The sequence below is a fragment of the Pseudomonas sp. GW821-FHT09C09 genome (assembly GCF_059418105.1).
The window spans coordinates 181000-200156 of record NZ_JBWKPF010000008.1 but is presented as its reverse complement, the minus strand read 5'-3'; the positions used below and the strand labels follow the sequence as shown (position 1 = coordinate 200156).

Below are 19157 nucleotides of genomic sequence, written 5' to 3'. Positions count from 1 at the left end.
TCGAAAACCCTAGCGCACGCCCTCGGCACGCAAGGCTGAAGGGGTGAAGTCGGCGACCTTGGCTTCGAAGCCGAATTCGAAACTGTGCTTCTCTTCGTTCTTCATCCCAAGGGCGATGTAGCGACCGGCGATGATGTCGTAGAGCGCTTCCAGCGTGTAGGCCTGAGCCTGGTGATCGTAGTAGTACTGGGCATGCCCCTCGGCCACCCGCCACAGCTGCCCGCGACCATCGTAGTGATCAACCAGTGCCACCTGCCAGCTGTCCTCGTCGATGTACATATGGCGCTTGGCGTAGATGTGTCGCTCGCTCGGCTTGACCGTACCGATCACTTCCCAGACGCGATGCAATTCATAGCGGGTCAGGTCCTGATTGATGTGCCCGGCCTTGACGATGTCGTCGTACTTGAGCTTCGGCGAATCGAGCTTGTAGCTGTTGTACGGAATGTACATTTCCTTCTTGCCGATCAACTTCCAGTCGTAACGATCCGGCGCGCCGGAGAACATGTCGAAGTTGTCCGAAGTCCGCAGGCCATCCGCCGCAGTGCCAGGCCCGTCATACGCCACCTGCGGCGCACGGCGAACCCGACGCTGGCCGGCGTTGTAGATCCACGCCAGACGCGGTTCTTTCACCTGGTCGAGGGTTTCGTGCACCAGCAACACGTTGCCGGCCAGGCGTGCGGGAGCGGTCACCGACTGTTTGAAGAAGGTCAGCACGTTGGCCGCCTGCTGCGGGTCCAGATCCTTCATCAACTGCGGCACGGCGATTTCTTCTTCGAAGCGGATCGGCGTGTAGCTGCCATTGGTCTGCGGTGTCACCTGGGTGATGATCCGCCGCAGATTGCCGCCGTGATAACGGGTGATGTGGTTCCACAACACCTCGACGCCGCTCTTTGGAATCGGGAAGGCGTAGTAGCGATTGCCGGTGAAGTTGGCCAGGCCGTTGCCGTCGTTGATTGTGGTCACGTTCAACGCGCTGCGCTTGGCCGATTCGTAGATTTCCGGCGGCACGGCGACGGTGCGGTGGGTCGGGTAGACCGGAATCCTGTAGGTTTCCGGGTAGCGTTTGAACATCGCCACCTGCCCCTCGGAGAGTTTGCCCTTGTACTGGTCGACATTGGCGGCTGTGATGGTGAACAGCGGTTTTTCATTGGCGAACGGGTCGGCGAGAAAGCCCTTGCTGTCCACCGCCCCGGCGTTTTTTGGAATGCCGCCGGTCCAGGCTGGAATCGAGCCATCGGCGTTACCGGCCTTCTCGGCGCCGAGCGGCGTCAGGCTGGTGCCGAGCTTGTCGGCCTCTTGCGGCGACACCGCCGCGATCACGTTGGCGGCCAGCAGACTCAAGGCCAGGACACCGCATTGCAGAATCATTTTGCGCATGGATTTCATCCTTCTCGGGCAGATCAGAAGTTCACGCCGAAGCTCAGGGCCACGAAGTCACGGTCGGTGAGGACGTTGTAATCGCCGCCAAAAAAATCGGTGTAACTGAGGCTGGCGGTGTAGGTGTTGCGGTAGTCGGCATCGACCCCGACGCTGATGGCCTTGGCGCCCTCGTTGAACAACCCGTTGGGGCCATAACCGGAAACGTCGTGGGACCAGGACAGGTTGGGCTTGAGGTTGATCCCGCCGATCACATTGGCGTAATCGAGGATGGCCCGGGCGCGATAACCCCAGGAAGTCGACGTGACGAAACCACCGGTGTCACCGCCGAAACCGTACTGGCCGTACACCGAGTCGCGGCCGTAACGCAGCTTGCTGCGCGACTCCAGCCCACCGACCCGCACCACCGCCGCCTCGCCGACCACGGTCAGGCGTTCGGCACCCAGCACCTGATCGAAGAAGTGCGTGAGGGTGCTCTGCAGTTGCGTCACTTCCTTGCGCCGGTAGCCTTTGTTGTCGGCGCCCGGGGAAGTGGTCAGTGGCGACGCAGCACCGCCGGCAATCGGATTGAGCAGTGCCAGCGTCAAGTCGTTGGTGTTGACCTGCACCGGGGCATTGGGCCGGTAGCTGAGCTCGCCGGTCCACGCCGTGCCGGTAGGCAGGGTGGTGGCGAAACTTGCACCATACAGACGGATGTCTTCCGGGTATTCGAGGTAGTACTGACCGCGCCCGAGCATCACGCTTTGCGCCAGGCCGGAACCGCTGCCGGGGGCCAGGCGGTTGGCGGTGCTGACCATCCCCGGCAGTGCCGACAGGGTCGACAGCCCGGCTGTGGTGGTGCCGACCGTCGGCGTGCGGCTGTGGTAATTCATGAAGTACAGGCCATATTCGGTATCGTCGCCGAGCCAGCGCAACGCCGTCCCCCACTGCCCGGAGTCCCGCGCATCGCGATCACCGCCACGAGGCACGACCACGCCTTCGCGAGTGACCTGGATGGGTTGCCCGAAGGCAGCAGCCAATGGCGCCAGCGGCGCAATCGCCGGGCTGCCTACGGTGTAACCGTTGTTGCAACCATCCGCCGCCACGTCGACACCGAAGAAGGTCCCGCAGTTGTCGAGAACGGTCTGGTCCCACTCCAGCTGATAGAAGCCTTCGACCGAGAGCTTGTCAGTCAGGCTTTGCGAGCCGAACAGCATGTTCACCGGTATCAGGCCTTCCTTGATCTCGGCACCGGGCCGGCGGAACGCCGAGACGTCGATCGGGTTGATGCTGTTGATCGAGTTGCCGATGAAGGTACTTTCGCCCCAGCTCACCACCTGCTTGCCGGCGCGCACGGTGCCCGGCAGATCGGCGATGGAGTAGTTGTGATAGACGAACGCGTCGAGAATCTGCCCGCCGGAAGACTTGGCGCCTTCCTTGCGGCCCTTGTCGCTGATCGGTTTGAATTCGCGGTCTTCATCCTTGAGTTCGAAGTCGTACCAATACTTGCCACGCACGAACACACCGGTGTCGCCGTACTTCAATTCAAGATCGTGGATGCCCTTGAAGATCTTGGAAAAGGTCTCGCCCTTCTTGAAGTTCAAGCGCCCGTCATCACCGGTCGAAGACTGGCCCGTGCCGCCATTGACCGTACCGACCAGCGACTTGTCCGCATCGCGCATGCCCCAGCTCGCGCCGACCGACAGCGACGAGTCGAACGTGCCTTCGATTTCGCCGATGTTGAAATCCACGGCATGGGCCTGGGCCCAGCAACCCAAGGCCACCGCAGCGGCCAGCGCCTGCGGTTTGAAGATGGCGCGCATTGTTGTTTTTGTCATGCGTCTTCCCCGGTGAGTGACAGAAGGCCCCACCCTACTGCCGCCACACGGGGACGATAAGCGCACCAAGGAGGTATTCGCGCTGTCGCTCTAAAGGATGAACCCCCGCCTGGGACGGGGCCTGCCGCAGAACATGAACCGGCTGGATAACCCACGATCAATAAAACGGATGATGCCCGGCTCGGGGCGCCCCACTGTTACATGCCCCGTAACAGTGCATGTCCGGAATCGCTATTTTTCCTTTGGCCTCAGGCGCTTATTCTGAACGGGCTTTCACGGCGGACCGCCACGAAGCAAAAAGTCCGCGACCGAGTCGTCGGCAACCGATTTCTGATGGATTGAAGCGTTTTTCGCTCCATCGCCCAGGTGTTCACTGACGTTGATTTGTAGCTCCTTGATCCAACGTCTTACCTTGGCCGCTGCGTTTGCAGCGGCCTTTTTTATGCGTGCGAAAAAGATCACATCGTTCACTCATGGCAGATTCCGAAAAGCTTGTCAGATATTTCCATTTTAAAACGGGAAATACCTATTCTTTTTAATACCCGCTCAAATTTCATACAGTTTAATTCGCCATCAACTACAGCCTAATCAGAATCAAGCCAAGACGTCTTGCTGTAACTTAATGCCATGCAAACGCTTGCCGGCACTAAGATTTTTGCGCCGACTTATTACAAACCTGCTTATTCAAAGGATATGAATATGGCAAACCCTCCATCAGGAAGATTGGAAATAGGTATTAACGACGCCGTCCATATACGAGGCATTGCACCACGCGACACGTTCATTATACCGCCATCCCATTCGCCCAGAATTCCTCACGGCAGCGGGATGTTTGGACATGGGCACGTCATGCAAATGACCGCCCATTCCGTTCAAATGATCACCCACGCCATGCAATCAAATATCAGTGTTCTGGAAAGTGAATATCAAACTCGCACGACTCAATTACCACAAACAATTGAACATGAATTAGCGACGATTCGGCAGGAGGGCTCCAATCACTATCTACCTCCCACGCAAGCGGTTATTCGCGAACTGGACATTCGCAACAGGTTGATTGCGCACAAGACGGCGGTACTTCAGCAACAAAGCGCCATCGCTAACCAGTTCTTCGGCAGTGACCCTGCCAATAAAACGCTGGCCGAGTTTATCCAAAAGGCTTCGCAGATGGAGCCGCAGATCAAGCCTTATGGCATAGCCATACAAGCTTGGACCGTTTCGTATCGCGCGGCTCATGAAGTGAGGCTGCTGTCCCAGACCATCGACATTCTGAGTCGACAGAACACCAACTACTACACCTGGCTTGCCGCTTCCCAAGCCAACGACCGGGAGCTGGCCAGGCAAACAGCCGAACGAGCCCGAATCGCTGCCGAGCAACACCGTCAGCAAGCACTCGCAGAGGCAGCACGGCAGCAAAAGGAACAAGAGGAAATCCAGGCCCGTGAAGAGGCGCGCCTTGCAGCGCTGGCTGAAGCGCAAAGGCTTGCTGCTGAGCAGGCGCAAATCACCGCCGAAGCCATCGCACAGCAGATTGCTGCCGAGCAGGCACGTCTGCAAGCGGAAAACGCCCCGGACGGACAATCTCCAGTTTTTGCCAATGCCGGATCAATGGCCGCATTCGGCCCCACCTTTACCGGGCCGCTTGGCGTCTTTGGCAACAACCCGGCAACTACGCTGGCACTCAGAACGTCGCTGCGAACGGCGGTGTCCCTGGCGCTGACGGGCATCTCCACAGCGGTTGCGCCGGTGATCGTCGGATTCGCTGCTTTGCTCGCCCCTTCGAAACTGGGTAACAGCGACCTGTATTCGGCCAGCGTTCCGCTGTCAGACCTTGCACCGGATCTGAATGCAGATCTTCAAAACCTGGCAGCCGTCGGGGGAACAGTCAATCTGCCGGTCACGCTGGGCTCGTCGACGATGGGCGACAAAGTCGAATTTGTCGTAGTAACGATGGACGGAGCGACAGTCCCCGCCCATGTTCCCGTGAGAGCCGCTCGCTTCGACGCCAGTAAAAACGTCTACGTTTCCACCGCCAGCGACACCAAAGGTCCCACGCTGACCTGGACGCCGTTGGTACAGCCACAAGACACCTCCACCAACCTGCCGCTGGCCGATACCGATCCTCCGGTCTACGACGGTGCTGAAGTTGTTCCAGACGAAGGACGGATCGATCCGTTTCCCGAGCTGGATCGGTATGGGTTTGGCGGGTTTATCACGGTCTTTCCGATTGAGTCGGGAATACCGCCGTTGTATGTGGTTTTCAGCAGTCCCTATGAGGGAGGCGTTGAAGGTGGCGAGCACAGCGGCCGCGCGTTTAACCCCGAGAAAACCGGTGGACCAATTCTTGATTTGGAATGGTCCCCTGTAACTGCAACATCAGAAGGAGCAAGCACTGTGAGACTACACATCTCAAGATTTCCTGAGTCGGCCGCCAATAAGGTAATGATTGATCGCTTGGAAAAAATCATCAGCGGAGAGATTGAGATAACGGATACAGACAAGCGCTTCTACACTCATGAGTTGAGAGAGCTAGAAAGATTCAGAGCCTTGGGATATGGAGATAACGAACGACCTGATCCGAACTCTCCTGTGTGGAACAATGTTCACACAGCAACGCTGGAGGACTTCAAACTCAAAGACGATGCTTCGCTGCTGTACACACCTGAAGCGCTGGCCGCCGACGCAGAACAAGTAGAGCGCGAATACCAAAGGTTGTTGAAGGAGATGTGGAAATGAATACTGTCGAACAAATCGTAAAAAACGAGTCCCTTGATGACATCGTTGCAGTGTTCGCTTTGATCAAAGCAAATCCACATCTGGACAGGATGATCAGACTCTACAACCGCGACATCCTCAAAGAGTATGGCGCACTCGAAAACGCCTACTCCCGCCTCTTCGCCGCCGGGGTACTTGCTCTCGGAGAGCACGGCCTGGCGATCAAAGGCCCGAACTGGTCCCCTCCAAAATTCATGATCGAAAACAGATACACCTGATCGGCAAATCGGCCACCAGGCTCTCACCTGGTGGCCGCTCGGGTTACAACGAATACTTCTGCAGATTCGCCATCATTTCTTTGAGCGCCTCGATGTTGTCCTTCGGATGCGCCGCCCCTTCGAAATCACAGATCTGCTGCCAGTGTGCCGCCACATCTTCCGGCGAGAACCCTACGCGAGGATCGAACCCGGCCCCCAGGCTGCGTTCCCAGCGCACCTTGCCCATCCAGCCGCCGCCGACTTCGAACAGGCCCGAAGTTTCCTGGCACTGCTCGCTGGCCAGGTACACCACCAGCGGGCTGACCAGTTCCGGTTTGAGTTGTTCGAACACTTGCGGCGGGATCAAGCCTTCGGTCATGCGGGTGCCGCCGGTGGGGGCAATGGCGTTGACCAGGATGTTGTTCTTGCGGCCTTCGATGGCCAGGGTGCGGGTCAGGCCGTAGAGACCGAGTTTGGCCATGCCGTAGTTGGACTGGCCGAAGTTGCCGTAAATGCCAGAGGTCGATGCGGTGAAGATCACCCGCCCATAGTTTTGCTCGCGCAGATGCGGCCATGCGGCGCGGGTCACTTTGTAGGCGCCTTCGACGTGAACGCGGTAGACCAGATCCCAGTCGGCGTCCTCCATCTTGTGGAAGGTCTTGTCGCGCAGGATGCCGGCATTGTTCACAACCACATCGACGCGACCGAACACGTCGAGGGCGTTCTGCACCAGTTTGTCGCCGTCGGTCACCGAGTCATGGTTGGCTTCGGCAATGCCGCCGGCCTCGCGGATTTCCGCCACCACGCGGTCGGCGGCCGAAGCGTTGGCGCCTTCGCCCTGGGTCGAGCCGCCGAGGTCGTTGACCAGCACTTTGGCGCCCTGTTTGGCGAACAGCAAAGCATGAGCGCGCCCCAGGCCACCACCGGCTCCGGTGACGATCACGACTTTATCTTCGAAACGCACAGACTCATTCATCGAGGCAACTCCAGCAGGCCTGAGGGACAGTGTCCCCGAGTGTCAGGCACGACGCGTTCGGTCACAACGAACACGGCTGGGGCTGAATGGTGCGCGATAAGGCTGGGGGATGATGAAACCGTGCAGAGGCGCAACGCGCCCCCGCCCTGCGATCAGGAGCACGCCACCTTGCGCGGCGGCAGCACGAAGTGATCACGAAATTCCAGGTAATGCTTGAGCACCTGCACCGGCGCTTCGCTTTGCGGGTAATGACCGATGCCGGGCAACAGCACGGTGTCCGCGTCGGGGATCAACTCGCGATAACGCTCGACCATGTGTGCGCCGGAGATCGGATCGACTTCGCCATCGATCACCCGCAACGGCACCTCGCCGCGCTGCATCGCTGCGACCCAGCGATCACGCTGCACCCGGCGTTCCGGAATGTAGGTGATCAACTTGTGCATGATGCGCGGCCCGCGATTGCATTCGACCAGGCTCCAGAAGTCGTCCATTTCACTTTCACTGGGCCGGGTGTCCGGGCCGAAGATCTGCCGGAAGCTTTTCACCAGTGCATCGCGGGTAAACGCGCGGCCGATCATCCAGCCCAGCGGGCTGAGCAACAGCTTTTGCGCCAGCAGTGGCCGATGGGTTTCCGGGAACAGACCACCGTTGAGGAACACACAACTGGCGACTTCGATCTTCTCTTCGTAATGCCGGGCCAGCAGCTCCTGGGCAACGCTGTCGCCGTAGTCATGGGCAAGGAGATGCACCGGTTGCTCGACCTGAAGATGCGCGAGCAGGGCTTGTTGCAGATCGGCTTGCTCCAGCAGGCTGTAGGTGTGGTTCAACGGTTTGGCCGAGTCGCCGAAGCCGAGCATGTCGCAGGCGATCACCCGAAAGCGCTGGGCCAGCGGCTGCCACAGGTAATGCCAGTCCCAACTGGCCGTCGGGAAGCCGTGGATCAGCAGCAACGGTTCGCCCTGCCCGGCCGTCCAGTAACGGATCGGCTGGCCACGAAAGACAAACGACTGGCTGCGTTTGCGCCAGGCACTCAGAGGAATCTCGGCGAGAGGCATTAGAGTTTATACCCCGGATCTTGTTTATCGAGTTTGCGCAGCAGCGCCGGCCAGGCCAGCGCGCCGCCCATGCCTTGGGCACTTTTGGTGACGCCGGCGATCATCGCCTTGGCGCCCGCCAGAATCTGCGGTTCGATGGCGATCAATTCGGCACCGCCGGTCTGCGCCATGACCTGGATGTCGCACGCGCGCTGGAAGGTAAACATCATCAGGAACGTGTCCGCGATGGTGCCGCCACAGGTCAGCAGACCGTGGTTGTGCAGCATCAGGAAATTGTTGTCGCCCAAGTCGGCCTGCAACCGGGCCTTCTCTTCGTGGTTGAGTGCTACACCTTCATAGGCGTGAAAGGCCAGGCTCGACAGCACGAACAACGATTGCTGACTGATCGGCAGCACGCCCTGCTTCTGCGCCGACACGGCGACACCGGAAGCGGTGTGGGTGTGCAGCACGCAGGCCACGTCATGGCGCACTTCGTGGACGGCACTGTGAATGGTGTAGCCGGCAGGATTGATTTCGTAGGGGCTGTCCATGAGCTTGTTGCCGGCCTGGTCGACCTTCACCAGGCTGGACGCGGTGATCTCATGGAACATCATCCCGAACGGATTGATCAGGAAATCTTCGGTGCCAGGCACCTTGGCCGAGATGTGGGTGAAGATCAGATCGTCCCAGCCATGCAGGGCGACCAGTCGATAGCAGGCGGCGAGATCGACCCGGGTCTGCCACTCCGCAGCACTGACCTGATCTTTGACATTCAAGGAAGAAGGGACGGGGGCTACGCTCACTGTATGCACCTCTGTTTTTGTTTTTTTCGGCAGGTGTCAGCAGTCTAGTCAGCCCCGGGGGTTCGCGTAGTTGCATTGGCAGCCAGCTTGATGACTGAGCGAGTCAGCTGCGCAAACCGCTTGGATCCATGTCAAAGCAACGACGCCAACAAAGGTGCGGCGAACAGATTGAGCAACCCGGTGAGCACCATCACCAGCCCCGCCACCGAGCCTTCTTCACCACCCACTTCATGGGCGCGACTGACGCCCGCACCATGGGCGCCCACGCCAAACAACGCGCCCCGAGCCAGGGCACTGCGCAGTGGCAGCCACTTGAGCAGCACCCCGCCCAGCATGGCGCCGAACACCCCGGTGAACATCACGAACACCGCCGTCAGCTCAGGTACGCCACCCAGATCCTGCGCCAGCGGCATGGCAAACGGCGTGGTGATCGAGCGCGGCACCAGCGACAACGTGACCGAACTGTCCAGCGCCAAAGCCCTGGCCAGACCGAACGAGGTGGCAATCGATGCGGCACTGCCGGCCAGCATGCCCAGCAGCAACGCCGACCAGTGCCGCACCAGCAAACGTCGCTGTTGCCAGATCGGCACCGCAAACGCGACGGTGACCGGCCCGAGCACCAGCATCAGCCAATGGGTGTTGCTGGAGTATTCCGCATAAGCGGTATGTAACGGCACGGCAAGGGCGAGCAACAAGGCAGGGACCAGAATCAGTGGCGACAGCACATAACGCCCGGTACGGCGATACAGCCAGCGACTGAACAGGTAGGCCAGCAAGGTGAACGCCAGCCAGAACATCGGCATCAGTTCAAGCTTCATGGGACCGCCTCAGGCGCACGGCCAGCTCAACGGTGAACGCCGTCACCAGCATCACCATCAGCGTACTGGCGGCGATCACCAGCAGGATCCGCCAGCCGTCGTCACGCAACAAGGCGCCGTAATCCAGCAGACTCATCAGCGCCGGAATGAAGAACAGCAGCATCTCGGCCATCAACAGTCCCGCGCCCATTTGCAACGCCGCCGGTTTGACCATGCCGAACGCGAAAGCCAGCAGCAACAGTGCCATGCCGATCACACCGCCGGGGATCGGCCAGGCCAGCCAAGCGGCCAATTGGCAGCCGAGCAGGTAGAGACCGAGCAGCACGGCCAGTTCGGCCAGCAGGCGAGAGAGATATTTGAGGGTCGAGGCTTTCATCGGTGGGCTCCTTTCAGGTGCCTATTTTACGAAGCTGACTGCCATCTCCGAAGCGAATTGTTAGACTCAAAGCCATTCCAATCCGGAATCAGGCCATGGAATTCAAACAGCTCAAAAGCTTCGTCGAAGTCATGCATCAGGGCGGTTTCACCCAAGCGGCGAAAACCCTGCACATCAGTCAATCCGCCGTGAGCAAGCAGATCGCCCAGCTCGAACAGAGCCTCGGCACCCCGCTGCTCGATCGCCTGGGTTCGCAATTACGCCTGACCGCCGCCGGCAGCGTGGTGCTGCAACGGGCCGAAGGCATGCTGCGCCTGCGCGATGAATTGCTCACCGAACTGGATGATCTCAGTCATCTGGCGCGCGGCGAGTTACGCCTAGGATTGCCCTTGCTGGGCAGCGATGCGCTGTTCGCCGGGCTGTTCGCCGAATACCGACGGCGCTACCCGAACATCAGCGTGCAATTGCTCGAAGGCGGCAGCCGCAATGTCGAACAGGCGGTGCTGAGCGGGGAACTGGAGCTGGGCGGCAGTCTGCTGCCGAAAGATCCTCAGTTCGACTTCCAGCCGTTCTGCGATGAGCCGCTCGATGCGCTGCTGCCGGTGGATCACCCATTGGCGACGAAAGGTGAAATCGGTCTGGAGGAGCTGGCCGACACGCCGTTCCTGCTGTATCAGCGCAGTTTCGTGCTCAACGATCGTTTGCTTCAGGCGTGCCAGCAGATGGGCTTCACCCCGAAGGAGGGTGGCCGTAGCGGTCAGGCGGATTTTCTCGCGGCACTGGTGGCCGCCGGGCAAGGCGTCGTGCTGCTGCCCAGCGTGGTGGCCCGCGGGCTGGTGCGGCCAGGCGTGGTGCGCCTGACCTTGAACGCACCGGACTACCTGCGCTGGGACATCGCCTTCATCTGGCGCCGGGGCGCCTATCTGTCGAAGGCGGCGCAGGCCTGGCTCGCACTGCTGCGCGAGCGCAGAATCAGCCTTTGAGCGTGGCGATCAACTGCTCGATCCAAGGCTCCGCGTCGGTTTCCGGGGTGACGCTTTCGCTGGCGTCGATGCGCAGCATGTCCTGCACTTCACGCACGCCCAGCTCGCCGAACAATTCACGCATCTGCTCACCACCGCCGCAGAACGTGTCGCCGTAACTGGCGTCGCCCAAGGCGATCACAGCGCCAGGCAAACCGCGCCAGGCCGCCGGCAACTGGTCGCGAATGCTCGAGTAGAGTGGTTGCAGGTTGTCCGGCAACTCGCCCATGCCGGTGGTCGAAGTTACTGCGAGCAAGGCCTCGGGGCCAAAGTTCTGGAGATCGGCGAGGCTGGCGCGCGAGTTGTAGAAGGTTTCAAAACCGGCGGCTTTCAGCAGGCTTTGCGCGTGGCGAGCGACTTCTTCGGCGGTGCCGTACACCGAGCCGGAGAGGATGGCGACTTTCATCAATCTGATCCTGAAACTGAAAAAAAGAGCGGCGATAGTAACAGCCACCGGCGCAATGTTGCGATTGGCTCTCGATAAGCGCTGATGGCCAGTAGACAGCGCTGATTGATCTTCTAGAATGCCTGCCACCGACAACCTTGAAAGGATTCAAAGATGATCAATGCCAGCCTGCTGCAAATGGTGATCAACGCGTCGAATGACGGAATCGTGGTAGCCGAGCGAGAAGGCAAGGAAGACAACATCCTGATTTATGTGAACCCGGCTTTTGAACGCCTGACGGGCTACACCAGCGAGGAAATCCTCTATCAGGATTGCCGTTTTCTGCAGGCCGGAGACCGGAACCAGGAAAATCTGCCACTGATTCGCGAAGCTTTGCGCAATAACGGTTCGTGTCGGGAAATCATCCGAAACTACCGCAAGGACGGCACGCCGTTCTGGAACGAACTGTCGCTGTCGACGGTAAAAAACGCTGATGATGGACAGACTTACTTCGTCGGTGTGCAAAAGGACGTGACCGTGCAGGTCAAGGCACAGCAACGGGTTGCGCAGCTGGAGGCCCAGGTCGCGGCTCTCGAAGCAGAACTGGCGGCCCTGAAAGCGACGAACGGCGCAAACAAAACTGCGAACTAAGTGTCATTAACTACAATCACCAATGACTTTGTAATTATTTATTTCGAGCTAGCCATGCAACGCGACGCCCTCCTGACCCAGGATGAGCTGGATTTCATCCAGACCATGCAACACAACCCGCAGCTCAATGTGCGGGATGCGACGTCGAGCCTGCTGGTCAATGGTGGTTCGCAGATCCGTGATCTGCTCACGCGCCTGGCGGCCCATGAGCAAGTCACCATCCAGGCCAACTTCGAAAACCAGCAGATGACCTTTCCGCTGCATCTGGTGGAAGACGAATTCCATGCCCTGCATTTGCGTCTGGGTGTGCCAAGCATCTATGAAGACGGACCGATGGTTCGCCCGTGGCGTCTGGCCCTTGAAGAACCGGTCGCTCTGGAGAATGCCAAGGGCCAGCCGGGCATGTTGTGGGTTTACGAGGTTTCGCATAAAGGCGTGCTGCTGGAAGTGCGCAACAAGACCAAGCCACCGAAGCATTTCGCCCTGTGGTTCAGCCCTTCAGGCTATGAGCGGATTTCCCTGCGCGGCACCTTCGAACGGGAAACCGAAAGCGGTTTCTACGCCTACGACCTGAGCCAGAGCGACGCTGACGAAACCGAGCGGTTGCGCCAGTTCATCCTTCAGCAACATCGCCTGACCCACCCTGCCCTGCACACCTGAGCCTCAGGTATCCAGCGTCCCCGCGAGAAACTGGTTCAGACGCTGGCGCATGGTTGACCCTTCATTGCCCAGACAGCCCACCGATGATCCGGCCAGGATGTCATGCGCCAGATCCGACGCATCGCCCGCCAGCATCAGCTGACAATCCAGGCTCAGGGCCAGGCGGTTCAGACGCCGGGGCAATTCGGCAGTCGGGGCGTGATTGGAAAACAGCACCAGCGCCTGGGGTTTGATCTTTTCACAAACCAGTGTCAGCTCATCGAACGGCTGGCCGGTAGTCAACACCCGAACGCCTGCATCGTTGCCACTGAGAAACAGTGCCGCCACCAGCAGTTCAAGCTCACGGCATTGCCCGGCCAGGGCACTGACAATCACCTTGCGCGGATGAGAGCCACGCAACACAACGATGCGCTGCAGTACCCGCGCCCTCAGGAAACCGTCGAGGAACAGCCACTCGCTGGTTTGCCCGAATGCATCCTGTCGCTGCAACAGCTGCAGCCACAGCGGCATCAGGATGTCCTGGAACACCACAGGCAGGGTGTAGGAAGAGAAAATCTGGCCGTAGACCCGATCCAGTTCCTGATCATCGAATGAACTGACCGCCCGCTGAACCTGCTCCTGCCATTGCAGGTAATCGGCCTGCACCAGATCATCGGGAATGATGTGCGCCAACGCCTTCATCGGCTCGGTCTTAGCCAGAATCCTGCCGACCTTGCTCACCGACACACCACGATCGATCCAGTCGACGATACTGCGAACGCGCTCGATATCGGTCATCGAATACAACCGGTGCCCACTTTCGGTGCGTGTCGGCTGGATCAGACCATAACGCCGCTCCCAAGCACGCAGCGTGACCGGGTTCACGCCGGTCAGACGCGCCACCTCGCGTATGGGGAAAAGCTCTTCGCGCTCAAGCGCAACTGAGGCCTGCGAGGCAAGGCGAACGTCAGTAATGACAGGCATGTGTGCGGACACGTCCTTGTTGTCGTTGTTAGCAAAGTTGGATCCCATTCTACTCTGGATGCCCCTTGTCGGTTCAAGCGATGAAATGGGACGAAAGTCTCTGGTTTCGTCACAATAATCGGGAATAATCCTTGCTTGTCGAAAAGCGCAGCCCTCTACCCCGGCGCTGCGTCAGGCGAAACTCCTACCCGGAGCAACGCAAATGCAATACGGAGATACACAATGTCTACTTCCCCCGTCACGCTGATGGTTGCCCGTCGCGTCGCCGATGGCCGTTATCAGGACCTGATCGCCTGGCTGCGCGAAGGCGAACAACTGGCCACCGATTTCCCCGGTTATCTCGGTTCCGGCGTCCTGGCTCCGCCTCCCGGCGACAATGAGTTCCAGATCATTTTCCGCTTTGTCGACGAACAGACCCTGCATGCCTGGGAGCACTCTGCATCGCGCACCGCGTGGCTGTCCCGTGGCAGTGATCTGTTCGCCCATCCGAAGGAACATCGGGTCAGCGGCATCGAAGGCTGGTTCGGCGCAGCAGGCGTCCGCCCACCGCGCTGGAAACAGGCCGTAGCCATCTGGCTGGCGTTCTTCCCGGTGTCGCTGCTGTTCAACTTCGTGCTGGGCCCGCTGCTCGGTGAAATGAGCCTGTTGCCCCGCGTATTCATCAGCACGCTGTGCCTGACACCGTTGATGGTCTATTTCTTCATCCCGCTGTCGACGCGTCTGCTGGCCGGCTGGCTCAACAGCGCCCCGGCCCGTCCATTGCCCGGTGCGGCATCCGCGCAAAATCGCTGAAACCATCGCTCGCGTCGCTGTTATAGTTTTTGCTCAGACCTCGACGCGAGCCAATCATGACCTCCTTTGCAGCCCCCATTCTCATCACTGGCGCCGGCCAGCGTGTCGGGCTGCATTGCGCGCAGCGGCTGCTGGAAGACGGCCACCGGGTCATTTTCACCTACCGCAGCGAACGTCCCGGTGTGAAAACGTTAAGGGATCTGGGGGCCATCGGCGTATTCGCGGATTTTTCCAGCGAGGCCACGATCCTCGCTTTCATCGCTGAACTGAAGATCCACACCGACAGCCTGCGAGCCATCGTGCACAACGCTTCCGAATGGCTGGCGGAAAACGGCGACGGTGAAGCCGAAGCCTTCACCCGCATGTTCAACATCCACATGCTGGCGCCGTACCTGATCAACCTGCATTGCGCCGATCTGCTGCAACGTTCGAGCCCCGCCGACATCATCCACATCAGCGACGACGTCACGCGCAAGGGCAGCAGCAAACACATCGGCTATTGCGCCAGCAAGGCCGGGCTCGACAGTCTCACGCTGTCCTTCGCCGCGCGCTATGCGCCGTCAATCAAGGTCAACGGCATCGCACCGGCCCTGCTATTGTTCAATCCCGACGACGACGCGGCATACCGCGCCAAGGCGCTGGCCAAGTCCGCGCTGGGCATCGAGCCGGGCAGCGAAGTGATCTATCAGAGCCTGCGTTATCTGCTCGACAACCCTTATGTCACCGGCACCACCCTGACCGTCAACGGCGGGCGGCACGTCAAGTAAAACGCCCCCGCGAGGATGCTCCATGACCCGTTCCCTGCCCGAAAACTACCGCGAGATCCTCATCGGCCTCGGTGAAGATCCCGACCGTGAAGGCTTGCTCGACACACCGGTGCGCGCGGCCAAGGCCATGCAGTATTTGTGTCACGGCTATGAACAGAGCGTCGACGAGATCGTCAATGGTGCGCTGTTCGCTTCCGACAGCGACGAGATGATCATCGTCGCCGACATCGAGCTGTATTCGTTGTGCGAACATCACCTGCTGCCCTTCATCGGCAAGGCCCATGTGGCTTATATTCCGACAGGCAAGGTACTGGGACTGTCGAAGATCGCACGGCTGGTGGACATGTTCGCCCGCCGCCTGCAGATCCAGGAAAACCTCACCCGGCAGATCGCCGAGGCGGTCCAGCAAGTCACCGATGCCGCCGGTGTCGCGGTGGTCATCGAAGCCCGGCACATGTGCATGATGATGCGCGGTGTCGAGAAACAGAATTCGACCATGAACACCTCGGTCATGCTTGGCGCCTTCCGCGAGTCGAGCAACACCCGCCAGGAGTTCCTGCAATTGATTGGACGGAGTAAGTAAATGCCACAACTTCAACCGGGAATGGCGCGCATCCGGGTCAAGGATCTGCGCCTGCGCACCTTTATCGGGATCAACGAGGACGAGATCCTCAACAAGCAGGATGTGCTGATCAACCTGACCATCCTGTACGCCGCGCAGGAAGCGGTGCGTGACAACGACATCGACCACGCGCTGAACTACCGCACCATCACCAAGGCGATCATCGCCCATGTGGAGGGCAACCGCTTCGCGCTGCTCGAGCGCCTGACCCAGGAATTGCTGGATCTGGTGATGGCCAACGAATCGGTGCTGTACGCCGAGGTCGAAGTCGACAAGCCGCACGCGTTGCGTTTTGCCGAGTCGGTGTCGATCACCCTCGCCGCCAGCCGCTGAGTGCGTCTGGCGCTCCGGGCGTCAGACTTTTATCATCCGCGCCACGATTTGACTGCACAGAGCCCATCATGACCGAGCAACAACGCCTCGAACTCGAAGCCGCCGCCTTCCGCCGGCTGGTCGCCCACCTGGACAGCCGCAAGGATGTGCAGAACATCGACCTGATGAACCTCTCCGGGTTCTGCCGCAACTGCCTGTCCAAGTGGTACAAGGCCGCCGCCGACGAGCGCCAGATCGAGGTCAGCCTCGACGACGCCCGGGAAGTGGTTTACGGCATGCCGTACGCCGAGTGGAAAGCCCAATATCAGCAAGAGGCCAGCGCCGAACAACAAGCGGCGTTCGCCAAAGGAAAACCCAATGAGTGATCTGAACACCCTGCGCGCCAGCCTCAAGAGCGGCGAACACGTTTTTGCCGACACCCTGGCGTTCATCGCCGCCGGTTACGACTACCAGCCTCAGGCGTTCAACAATGGCGGCGTGGAAAACGCAGCCGGGCAGAACGAAGGTTCGTGCAAGACTTTGGGTCTGGCGCTGCTGGAAGGCTTGAGCGATGAAGAAGCGCTGCTGGCGTTCGGCGAACATTACCGTTCGGTTGTGGCAACGCCTGAAGGCAGCGATCACGGCAATATCCGTGCGCTGATCCAGCACGGTCTGGCCGGTGTGAAGTTCGAAGCGCAGCCGCTGACCCGCCGCTGATTCCGAGCGAATCGCAGGTACAAAAAAACCGGCCAATTGGCCGGTTTTTTTATGTCTGCGATCTTAGAACGAAGCGTTCTGCAGATCGTCCAGGTAACGCTCGGTGTCCAGTGCCGCCATGCAGCCGGCGCCGGCCGAGGTGATGGCCTGACGGTAAACGTGGTCGGCCACGTCACCGGCAGCGAAGATGCCTTCGACGCTGGTCGCAGTGGCGTTGCCTTCACGGCCGCCCTGAACCACCAGGTAGCCGTCCTTCAGCTCCAGCTGACCTTCGAACAGCGAGGTGTTCGGGGTGTGGCCGATCGCGATGAACACGCCGTCGACCTTGATTTCGTCGAAGCTGCCGTCGTTGTTCTTCAGACGCGCACCGGTCACGCCCATGTTGTCGCCCAGTACTTCGTCCAGGGTCGCGTTCAGTTTCAGCTCGATCTTGCCTTCGGCCACACGGGCGTTGAGCTTGTCGATCAGGATCTTCTCGGCGCGGAAGGTTTCGCGACGGTGGATCAGGGTGACCTTGCTGGCGATGTTGGCCAGGTACAGGGCTTCTTCGACAGCGGTGTTGCCGCCACCGACCACGGCCACCGGTTTGTTGCGATAGAAGAAACCGTCGCAGGTCGCGCAGGCCGAAACGCCTTTGCCCATGAACGCTTCTTCCGACGGCAGGCCCAGGTAACGAGCGCTGGCACCGGTGGCGATGATCAGGGCGTCGCAGGTGTAGGTGCCGCTGTCGCCGGTCAGGCTGTACGGTTTGGAAGCGAAGTCCACGGCGTTGATGTGATCGAAGACGATCTCGGTTTCAAAACGCTCGGCGTGCTCGCGCATGCGTTCCATCAGCACCGGACCGGTCAGGCCGTGGACGTCGCCCGGCCAGTTGTCGACTTCGGTGGTGGTGGTCAGTTGACCGCCGGCCTGCATGCCGGTGATCAGCAGCGGCTTGAGGTTGGCACGGGCAGCGTAGACAGCAGCGCTGTAACCGGCAGGGCCGGAACCGAGAATGATCACTCGCGAATGACGGACTTCAGACATGAACCTGTCTCCTGTTGACCGGCCGATACATCAGGCGCGGACGCCGGACTGCCGGCGAGAATAAAAAAGGACTGTGGATAACCTTGGGGAAGGCGTGAGCTCGACAGTCCTGTAAAAAGTTGGGTGCAGCGTATCGAGGGGGGCAAGATTAAGGAAATACGGTTTAACAATCCAGCTCATAGGTGGTCTCTATGCCGACACACTGACGAGATGGACGTCTTTGTTACAGTGAATGTCGATCCCGCTGCCGCGCTTTCACAGCTTATGCAAAGCCGGTAAGGTCGGCGCGTTTTCCCTTGCTCGGAGCACCCTATGCCCGCCCCTGTTCTCTCCGGCCCGCAATACCTGCGCGAAGGCCTGAAACTGGTCCTCAGTCCTGGCCTGCGTCTGTTCGTGCTGCTGCCGCTGGCGATCAACCTGGTGCTGTTCGTCGGATTGATCTATTTCGCCGGCCACCAGTTCAGCCTGTGGGTCGATTCCCTGATGCCGTCGCTCCCGGACTGGCTGAGCTTTCTGAGCTACATCCTGTGGCCGCTGTTCGTGGTGCTGGTGGCGTTGATGGTGTTCTTCACTTTCACCATGCTCGCCAACGTGATCGCCGCGCCGTTCAACGGCTTTCTCGCGGAGAAAGTCGAAGTCGTGGTGCGTGGCACCGACGATTTCCCGGCCTTCAGCTGGGGCGAACTGATTGCGATGATCCCGCGCACCCTGGCCCGGGAAATGCGCAAACTGGGCTACTTCCTGCCCCGGGCCATCGGCCTGTTCATCCTGTCGTTCATCCCGATGGTGAACATTATCGCCGCGCCGCTGTGGCTGCTGTTCGGTGTGTGGATGATGGCGATCCAGTACATCGACTACCCGGCAGACAACCACAAACTGGGCTGGAACGAGATGCTCGCCTGGCTGCGCCAGAAACGCTGGCAGAGCATGAGCTTCGGCGGGATCGTTTACCTGGCGCTGCTGATCCCGGTGGTGAACATCCTGATGATGCCGGCGGCCGTGGCTGGCGCTACGTTGTTCTGGGTGCGTGAGCGCGGGGCCGAAAATCTTGTGACACAACGCTGAGC

At 59.9% G+C, this 19157-nt stretch carries 23 protein-coding genes; 12 read left to right on the top strand and 11 right to left on the bottom strand.

All coding sequences use genetic code 11. From position 1 onward, the window contains the following. Positions 1-9: 9 nt before the first annotated feature. The 3 genes from AC07NR_RS23915 to AC07NR_RS23905 form a co-directional block, all read right to left on the bottom strand. A complete protein-coding gene (locus tag AC07NR_RS23915) occupies positions 10-1377 on the bottom strand; it encodes a DUF1329 domain-containing protein (protein ID WP_495079603.1) in 1368 nt (455 codons plus the stop codon). A 23-nt stretch (positions 1378-1400) separates the two neighbouring features. Then, a complete protein-coding gene (locus tag AC07NR_RS23910; protein ID WP_265812292.1) occupies positions 1401-3194 on the bottom strand; it encodes a DUF1302 domain-containing protein in 1794 nt (597 codons plus the stop codon). A gap of 273 nt (positions 3195-3467) precedes the next feature. Next, positions 3468-3665: a hypothetical protein gene (locus AC07NR_RS23905; RefSeq protein WP_495079602.1), complete on the bottom strand. Its 198-nt coding sequence runs from the start codon at positions 3663-3665 to the stop codon at positions 3468-3470. 378 nt (positions 3666-4043) lie between these two features. On the opposite strand from AC07NR_RS23905, the gene AC07NR_RS23900 reads away from it, so the two are divergent. Together AC07NR_RS23900 and AC07NR_RS23895 are read left to right on the top strand one after the other, a co-directional pair. Continuing rightward, positions 4044-5930 carry an S-type pyocin domain-containing protein gene (locus tag AC07NR_RS23900; RefSeq protein ID WP_495079601.1) on the top strand — a complete coding sequence of 629 codons (1887 nt, stop codon included), beginning with the start codon at positions 4044-4046 and terminating at the stop codon, positions 5928-5930. After that, a complete protein-coding gene (locus AC07NR_RS23895) occupies positions 5927-6187 on the top strand; it encodes a hypothetical protein (protein WP_007957240.1) in 261 nt (86 codons plus the stop codon). Before AC07NR_RS23900 ends, AC07NR_RS23895 begins: the two co-directional genes overlap by 4 nt. 43 nt (positions 6188-6230) lie before the next feature. Here the strand turns inward: AC07NR_RS23895 and AC07NR_RS23890 are convergent, their stop codons facing one another. The 5 genes from AC07NR_RS23890 to AC07NR_RS23870 all read right to left on the bottom strand — a co-directional run bounded on the left by AC07NR_RS23890 (position 6231) and on the right by AC07NR_RS23870 (position 10173). Beyond that, positions 6231-7142: an SDR family oxidoreductase gene (locus tag AC07NR_RS23890; RefSeq protein WP_085729653.1), complete on the bottom strand. Its 912-nt coding sequence runs from the start codon at positions 7140-7142 to the stop codon at positions 6231-6233. 152 nt (positions 7143-7294) lie between these two features. Continuing rightward, complete coding sequence (locus AC07NR_RS23885) at positions 7295-8197, bottom strand: alpha/beta fold hydrolase (RefSeq protein WP_265812294.1); 903 nt, start codon at positions 8195-8197, stop codon at positions 7295-7297. Beyond that, complete coding sequence (locus tag AC07NR_RS23880; RefSeq protein WP_248738285.1) at positions 8197-8979, bottom strand: class II aldolase/adducin family protein; 783 nt, start codon at positions 8977-8979, stop codon at positions 8197-8199. Before AC07NR_RS23880 ends, AC07NR_RS23885 begins: the two co-directional genes overlap by 1 nt. Positions 8980-9110: 131 nt before the next feature. Then, on the bottom strand, positions 9111-9797 hold the full coding sequence (locus AC07NR_RS23875; RefSeq protein ID WP_096819057.1) for an LrgB family protein: 687 nt from the start codon (positions 9795-9797) through the stop codon (positions 9111-9113). After that, complete coding sequence (locus tag AC07NR_RS23870; protein WP_495079600.1) at positions 9787-10173, bottom strand: CidA/LrgA family protein; 387 nt, start codon at positions 10171-10173, stop codon at positions 9787-9789. The genes AC07NR_RS23875 and AC07NR_RS23870 overlap by 11 nt, the downstream gene beginning before the upstream one ends. A 95-nt stretch (positions 10174-10268) precedes the next feature. On the opposite strand from AC07NR_RS23870, the gene AC07NR_RS23865 reads away from it, so the two are divergent. Next, positions 10269-11156 (top strand): LysR family transcriptional regulator, encoded by an 888-nt coding sequence (locus AC07NR_RS23865; protein WP_495079599.1) that lies wholly within the window; start codon positions 10269-10271, stop codon positions 11154-11156. Here the strand turns inward: AC07NR_RS23865 and AC07NR_RS23860 are convergent. Continuing rightward, positions 11146-11601, bottom strand: coding sequence for a flavodoxin (locus AC07NR_RS23860; RefSeq protein ID WP_495079598.1), 456 nt, complete (start codon positions 11599-11601; stop codon positions 11146-11148). The two genes, AC07NR_RS23865 and AC07NR_RS23860, sit on opposite strands and share 11 nt — an antisense overlap. Positions 11602-11754: 153 nt before the next feature. On the opposite strand from AC07NR_RS23860, the gene AC07NR_RS23855 reads away from it, so the two are divergent. Further along, positions 11755-12231 carry a PAS domain-containing protein gene (locus tag AC07NR_RS23855; protein WP_134825516.1) on the top strand — a complete coding sequence of 159 codons (477 nt, stop codon included), beginning with the start codon at positions 11755-11757 and terminating at the stop codon, positions 12229-12231. Between the two features lie 54 nt (positions 12232-12285). Beyond that, positions 12286-12891: a hypothetical protein gene (locus tag AC07NR_RS23850; protein WP_495079597.1), complete on the top strand. Its 606-nt coding sequence runs from the start codon at positions 12286-12288 to the stop codon at positions 12889-12891. 3 nt (positions 12892-12894) lie between these two features. Here AC07NR_RS23850 and AC07NR_RS23845 read toward each other — a convergent pair whose 3' ends face one another. Next, on the bottom strand, positions 12895-13854 hold the full coding sequence (locus tag AC07NR_RS23845) for a MerR family transcriptional regulator (protein ID WP_495079596.1): 960 nt from the start codon (positions 13852-13854) through the stop codon (positions 12895-12897). A 222-nt stretch (positions 13855-14076) separates the two neighbouring features. Here AC07NR_RS23845 and AC07NR_RS23840 point away from each other — a divergent pair, with 222 nt between their 5' ends. The 6 genes from AC07NR_RS23840 to AC07NR_RS23815 all read left to right on the top strand — a co-directional run bounded on the left by AC07NR_RS23840 (position 14077) and on the right by AC07NR_RS23815 (position 17064). Then, entirely contained in the window at positions 14077-14646 is a 570-nt protein-coding gene (locus AC07NR_RS23840) for an antibiotic biosynthesis monooxygenase (RefSeq protein ID WP_248738291.1), read from the top strand. A gap of 56 nt (positions 14647-14702) precedes the next feature. Further along, positions 14703-15413 carry a dihydromonapterin reductase gene (gene folM / locus AC07NR_RS23835; RefSeq protein ID WP_248738292.1) on the top strand — a complete coding sequence of 237 codons (711 nt, stop codon included), beginning with the start codon at positions 14703-14705 and terminating at the stop codon, positions 15411-15413. 22 nt (positions 15414-15435) lie between these two features. After that, positions 15436-15996 (top strand): GTP cyclohydrolase I FolE, encoded by a 561-nt coding sequence (folE, locus tag AC07NR_RS23830; RefSeq protein ID WP_085711759.1) that lies wholly within the window; start codon positions 15436-15438, stop codon positions 15994-15996. Further along, a complete protein-coding gene (folX, locus tag AC07NR_RS23825) occupies positions 15997-16368 on the top strand; it encodes a dihydroneopterin triphosphate 2'-epimerase (protein WP_007957207.1) in 372 nt (123 codons plus the stop codon). It abuts the gene before it with no gap. A gap of 68 nt (positions 16369-16436) precedes the next feature. Then, a complete protein-coding gene (locus AC07NR_RS23820) occupies positions 16437-16733 on the top strand; it encodes a DUF1244 domain-containing protein (RefSeq protein WP_085711760.1) in 297 nt (98 codons plus the stop codon). After that, positions 16726-17064, top strand: coding sequence for a HopJ type III effector protein (locus AC07NR_RS23815; protein WP_495079595.1), 339 nt, complete (start codon positions 16726-16728; stop codon positions 17062-17064). The genes AC07NR_RS23820 and AC07NR_RS23815 overlap by 8 nt, the downstream gene beginning before the upstream one ends. Before the next feature lie 63 nt (positions 17065-17127). On the opposite strand, the gene trxB is transcribed toward AC07NR_RS23815, so the two are convergent. After that, entirely contained in the window at positions 17128-18090 is a 963-nt protein-coding gene (gene trxB / locus AC07NR_RS23810) for a thioredoxin-disulfide reductase (RefSeq protein WP_085711762.1), read from the bottom strand. 312 nt (positions 18091-18402) lie between these two features. On the opposite strand from trxB, the gene cysZ reads away from it, so the two are divergent. Next, positions 18403-19155 (top strand): sulfate transporter CysZ, encoded by a 753-nt coding sequence (gene cysZ, locus AC07NR_RS23805; RefSeq protein ID WP_114881439.1) that lies wholly within the window; start codon positions 18403-18405, stop codon positions 19153-19155. Positions 19156-19157 lie beyond the last annotated feature (2 nt).